General features: G+C 67.9%; 5 protein-coding genes. All 5 read right to left on the bottom strand.

Translation table 11 applies throughout. The annotated features are described in order from the left end of the window. On the bottom strand, positions 1 to 721 hold a 721-nt coding region (locus AC08ON_RS02730; RefSeq protein ID WP_476616392.1), incomplete at its 3' end, for a F0F1 ATP synthase subunit alpha. 116 nt (positions 722 to 837) lie between these two features. Further along, positions 838 to 1,668 (bottom strand): F0F1 ATP synthase subunit delta, encoded by an 831-nt coding sequence (locus tag AC08ON_RS02725; RefSeq protein ID WP_476606291.1) that lies wholly within the window; start codon positions 1,666 to 1,668, stop codon positions 838 to 840. Positions 1,669 to 1,670: 2 nt separating this feature from the next. Further along, positions 1,671 to 2,261: a F0F1 ATP synthase subunit B gene (locus AC08ON_RS02720; protein ID WP_476606292.1), complete on the bottom strand. Its 591-nt coding sequence runs from the start codon at positions 2,259 to 2,261 to the stop codon at positions 1,671 to 1,673. Positions 2,262 to 2,276: 15 nt separating this feature from the next. After that, positions 2,277 to 2,513, bottom strand: a complete 237-nt coding sequence (locus AC08ON_RS02715; RefSeq protein ID WP_011438088.1) for an ATP synthase subunit c family protein — start codon at positions 2,511 to 2,513, stop codon at positions 2,277 to 2,279. 65 nt (positions 2,514 to 2,578) lie between these two features. Further along, positions 2,579 to 3,448 carry a F0F1 ATP synthase subunit A gene (atpB, locus tag AC08ON_RS02710; protein WP_476606293.1) on the bottom strand — a complete coding sequence of 290 codons (870 nt, stop codon included), beginning with the start codon at positions 3,446 to 3,448 and terminating at the stop codon, positions 2,579 to 2,581. Positions 3,449 to 4,284: the final 836 nt, after the last annotated feature.

The following is a 4,284-nucleotide window of genomic DNA, read 5'->3' as shown; positions in this document are numbered from 1 at the left end:
CAGCCGGCGCCGCCACGATCGTGGTGTAGGCCAGCGCGCCGGCCTCCTCCAGAGAGTTCACCACCTCGCGGATTGTCGACTTCTTCTGGCCGATCGCCACGTAGACGCACTTGACCTGCTTCGACGGATCACCAGAGGTCCAGTTGTCCCGCTGGTTGATGATCGCGTCGATGGCCACCGTCGTCTTGCCGGTCTGCCGGTCGCCGATGATCAGCTGGCGCTGACCACGGCCGATGGCCGTCATCGCGTCGATCGCCTTGATACCGGTCTGCAGGGGTTCCTTCACCGGCTGGCGCTGGACGACCGTCGGCGCCTGCAGTTCCAGCTCCCGGGATCCCTCGGCCACGATCTCCCCGAGGCCGTCGATCGGCCGCCCGAGCGGGTCGACGACCCGGCCGAGGAAGCCGTCACCGACGGGAGCGGAGAGGATCTGGCCGGTGCGGCGGACCTCCTGCCCCTCCTCGATGTTCTCGGATTCACCCAGGATGACGGTTCCGATCTCGCCGACCTCGAGGTTCAGCGCGAGACCCAGCACACCTCCGTGGAACTCCAGCAGCTCGTTGGTCATCGTGTGCGGGAGACCCTCGACCCGGGCGATGCCGTCACCGGTGACGACGACCCGGCCGACCTCCTCACGGCCGGCTGAGGTGGCCTGGAAAGAGTCGACGTACTCCCGCAGGGCGTCGCGGATCTCCTCCGGCCGGATGGAGAGCTCAGTCATCGCTTACGTCCTTCGTCCTTCATTGCGGGCAGGGCAGGTCGCCCCGGGTCGGGATGCGGGTCCGCGGTGGTCGCGGCGACGGGGACCGTCACGATCATCGTGGTCACGGTCGCCGCCTATCGGAGCAGGGCCCGGCGGGCGGCGACGAACCAGCGCAGCACGCTGCCGTCCACCACCTCGCCGCCGACCTGGACCACGACACCACCCAGGATGTCGGGGTCGAGATCGACCTGCAGCTGGATCTGGCGGCCAAAGTACCGGCTGATCGCCGCACCCAGACGGGCGACGACTTCGCTACTCAGCGGAACCGCCGTACGGACGATCGCCACCACCCGACCCCGGCGGGCCGCGGCGATCCGGCTGAACTCGGCCAGCCGGCGCTCGACGTCGCCGTGGATCCGGTCGGCCGCCGCCTGCTGGACCAGGCGCACGGTGACCGGGTGCGCCCGGCCGGCGAGCAGCCGGGTGAGCAGCCTGTCCTTGACTGCCGCCGGCGCGGCCGGGTCGGTCAGCGCGAGCGCGAGCGGAGCGTTCTGGTCGAGGATCCGGCCGAACCGGAACAGCTCGTCCTCGACCTCCTCCAGCGCCCCGTCCCGCTCCGCCTCGACGAGCAGCGCCTCGACGCTCAGTTCGAGCAGCGCGTACTGCAGATCGAACGGCCGCGACCAGCGCGCCCCGACCGCCGTGTGCACGATCCGCAGGCTCGCCGGGGCGAGCTGAGTTCCGAACAGCCGGGTGACCAGCTCCGTGCGCGCGGCCACGGGTGCCCCCGGGTCGGTGAGGGCGCGGCGCACGGCCGGCTCCCGGGCGAGGAGCTCGGCGACGGCCCGGAGGTCCTCGGCGATCCGCCCGGCGTCCACCGGGCGGGGCGCGCCCGGTGCCGTCGCGGTTGCCTCGTCGAGCGTCGCCCGCGCGGCCGCCAAGCCGTGCCTGCTGGCTCCCTCCACCGTCAGCCTCCCGGCCTGACCGGTGCGGCCACGGTACCGACGCCCTCGGCCGAGTTGTCAAGCGCTGCGATGAAGTCGTCGATCAGCCGGTTCTGCGTGGCGCTGCTCTCCAGCTGGAATCCGACGATCTTCGAGGCCAGATCGACCGCGATCTCACCGACCTCCCAGCGGACCTGGGCGACGATCTGCGCCCGGTCGGCCGCGAGCTGGGCGTCCGCCCGGGCCTTGATCTCGGCGATCTCGCGCTGCGCCGCGGCGCGGAGTTCCTCGGTGATCTGCCGGCCCTCGCCGTGCGCCTCCTCGCGGATGCGCGCGGCCTCGGTCCGAGCCTCGGCCAGCTGGGCGCGGTACTGCTCCAGCAGGGCCTGCGCCTCGCGTTGCGCCGCCTCGGCGCGGGCGAGCCCGCCCTCGATCCGCTCGGTGCGCTGCGCGTAGGTCCTGGCGATCTGCGGCCTGATCTTCCAGAAGAAGAAGGCCACGAGCAAGGCGAACGACAACGTTCCGATGAGCAGTTCACTCAGCGGCGGGACCAGAACGTTCTCGTCGGAGTGCCCGCTCTCGGCGGCGGCGATAAGGATGGATGTCGCGCTCATGATTGCCCCGCCGGTTTACGGGAAGACGAAGGGAACGACGAAGCCGATGAGCGCGAGGGCTTCGGCGAGAGCGAAGCCGATGAGCATGTACCGGAAGGCGACCTGCTCGGCCTCGGGCTGGCGGGCGATCGCCTGGACGCCCAGGCCGAAGATGAGACCGATACCGATACCGGGACCGATGGCGGCGAGGCCGTAGGCGACGGCGCCCAGGCTTCCGCTCACAGCGTCCTTGGCGGCGAGAATGTCTGCCATTGCGGTGCTTTTCCTATTCAGTCGGGCACCGGGACTCGCCGGTGCTGGAAGGGTGTGTCGGGAATCTAGGCCCGGGCCGATACCGGCACGCCCACCGGAGCAGGCGAGGCGAGTTCCTCGGACGGAGCTACCTCGTGCTCTCCGTGCACCATCGCACCGCCGATGTAGGCGGCTGTGAGGATCGTGATGATGTACGCCTGGAGAGCGTCGATGACAAGCTCGAACGCCGTGAGGATGATCGCCACCAGCAGTGACGCGGCGCCGAACACATAGGGGGGCTTGGGCAGCAGGTAGTCCGCGCCCAGCGAGAAGACCAGCAGCAGGATGTGCCCGGCGAACATGTTCGCGAAGAGCCGGACCGCCAGCGTGAAGGGCCGCACGATCAAGGTCGAGAGAATCTCGATCGGCGCCAGGAGCACGCGGATCCACAGCGGCGCGGTGGGAGCCGGGTCAATCATCTCCTTGAAGTACGGACCGGCGCCGTTGGCCTTGATGCCCGCGTAGTTGAACAGCACGTACGTGACGAGCGCCAGAACCATCGGGACGGCGATGCGCGAGGTCGCCGGGAACTGGGCCCCGGGCACCACCGCGAGCACGTTGCAGATCAACACGAAGCTGAACAGGACGAGCAGGTAGGGCGTGTATCTCGTGCCCTTCTCGCCGATGACACCCCGGGCGATCTGCAGATCGATGAAGTCGTAGGCCGACTCGCACAGGTTCTGGAGGCCGCGAGGTATGATTTTAGCTCGGCGGAATCCCAACCAGAAGATCACACCGACAAACAGCGCAGCAAAGATCGTGAGCGCGGTGGCCTTGTTGAGGTAGAGATTGACCGAGCCGATCCCGACATCGAACCAGTGCGGAGTCTGGAAGACCTCCTTGGTGGGGCCTTCGAAGCCCTCGTCGGCGAGGACCGGCACGACAAACACCTCCATGATCGATTAGGTAGCGCGTTCACGGCCCGGCGAGGTTGCCGTGCTCGGCGGCAGATTGCCTCCACCCTACCGGGTTCGCACGACACGCTCACGCCGAAGAACGACCCGTCGCCAACCGGGTACAGCGCTCCGAAGGACACCTCGACAAGCCCAGGCCCTGATGGGTGTCGGCAGGCCGACGTCCTGTTGCCCGCGATACTATCCACACCGGCACCCCACAAGCACGGACTCGCTTCGACGTTCGCACTGGTTCATCCGCGCGTTGTCTATGGGTTTCACTCCGTTGCTACCCATTCCACACAACGCAACGAGTTGATGACACGCGGCTTCCGGCTGCACCCATCTCCCGCCGTCGGCTACTCCCAATAGCGTCACAACGTCTGCCAGATGAGCACAATTCGGCTCTCCCTTCCCCGTCTCGGCGACCTGGGTCCACTCTGACCGGAATCGGTTGCGCCGTCGATGACCTTCGAGGTCATCGACGGCGAGGACCGGCCCGAATCAATGGAACAGCCGGGGCGGTCGGTACAGCCAGGTCCAGCAGGACGGAACTACCAGGACAAGCGGGACAGAACGGTCAGGCCGAACGAACTGGGCGAACAGGACCAACGGAGCGTATTTCGCCAAGACTGCCGAGCTGGCCGGAAGCCCGGCTATCCGCCCTCTCACCGGGTAAGTCGATAGATCACGAGGTACATCGCGGCGGCGAGGCCGACGGTCAGTCCGATCGGCAGGAACAACACGTGAAAGCCGAGAAGGCGATCCGCTCCAAAACCGACCAGTCCCCAGAAGAGCATTCCGGCGATCAACGTGCCGAAGACGTTCCACGCCTCGCC

This window comes from Frankia sp. CoWAU3, from assembly GCF_977971855.1.
The sequence above is the reverse complement of the archived record's forward strand: the minus strand, read 5'-3'. Positions and strand labels throughout refer to the sequence as shown.